The following is a 1,112-nucleotide window of genomic DNA, read 5'->3' on the forward strand; positions in this document are numbered from 1 at the left end:
CGCCGCCCAGAAGCCCGGCTAGATTGCCGAGGCCGCCGCTGCCGGTGGCCGTGCCGGTGGAGGCTGTGTTCGGGATCGGTGGGACGGTGCGTTGGGGTGCGGTGGGCTCGTGGCCCTTCAACAGCTCGGCGAGCTTGTCGCGGTTCTGGTAGCCGGCCACGGCCAGAAGGCCCAGCAGCGCGGTCATCGAGGGGTAGCCCTTGCTCATCGTCGATCCTGTGGTCCGAGGTCTGGGAGAAACGGTACGATCCGAGGGTGATCGCTCGCCTGTCGGCAGGATCGCGATCGGCCGAGGCGGCGCGCGTAGGTTAGAGAACGGGGATGGGGCACCGACGGATCCCACGCTCCGTTCCAGGGCGGCTTCCCGGAGCCTTTCGCGTCCGGCAAGCCAAGCCCGGGAATCGGCTCGCAGATCAACGCCGGGGCCGGGCGAACCACCCGACCGCGAAGGCGACGGCGGCGAGGCCAAGGAGCGCTGAAGCGCGGTTGTCGTCGGCGTAGCGCACGGCCCGTCGGCCGTAGGTCGATCCGCGCTTGCGGGCGTGACGGGTGAAGGCGCGGCCCTCGTCGATCAGGTGATCGGCGCGGTCGCGGCCTTCCTCGATCCAGTGGCCGGCGCGGTCGCGTACTTCGTGGGCGAGGTGGCGGCCGTCATCGACGAGATCCTCGGCCCGGTCGCGGGCGCGGCCGTAGGCGTACTGGGCGCCGCCGGCCACCTGGTTCACGGCGCCGCGCACCTGGCGCGCCGGGTCACCAGTGAGGCCGCCGACCACGGTCTGGGCACGGCCCTTGAGATGGCGCGAGGCGCCGCGGAATTGATCGCCGTTCATGGCAGGTCTCCTGCTGTTCGGGGATCCGGCCGGTCGCGGGGACCGGCCGGGATGGGCTCAGACGCGGCGGGCGTCGACGCTGTCGGCGAGGGTGTGGCGCTTGGGGGCGCCGAGGCGTCCGCCGAGGAAGCCGGCGAGCGCGCCCAGGATCAGGGCGAGCGCGCCGTAGAAGGCGCCCTGGGTTGCGGCGGACTTGGCGGCGACGGCCGCGGCTTCCGCCTTCGCCTTGGCGGTCGCGACGGTCTCGTCGTACTGCTTGCGGTAGTCCTGGATCTGGGCCTT

At 72.4% G+C, this 1,112-nt stretch carries 1 protein-coding gene and 2 pseudogenes; all 3 read right to left on the minus strand.

The features are described 5' to 3' along the window. A pseudogene (locus tag ASG63_RS21100) lies at positions 1-208 on the minus strand (YidB family protein); the annotation flags it as partial. Between the two features lie 205 nt (positions 209-413). Continuing rightward, entirely contained in the window at positions 414-830 is a 417-nt protein-coding gene (locus ASG63_RS21105; RefSeq protein ID WP_056221335.1) for a CsbD family protein, read from the minus strand. A 57-nt stretch (positions 831-887) separates the two neighbouring features. Next, a pseudogene (locus tag ASG63_RS21110) lies at positions 888-1,112 on the minus strand (PhnA-like protein); the annotation flags it as partial.

The sequence above is a fragment of the Methylobacterium sp. Leaf94 genome (genome assembly GCF_001426045.1).
Taxonomy (GTDB): domain Bacteria; phylum Pseudomonadota; class Alphaproteobacteria; order Rhizobiales; family Beijerinckiaceae; genus Methylobacterium.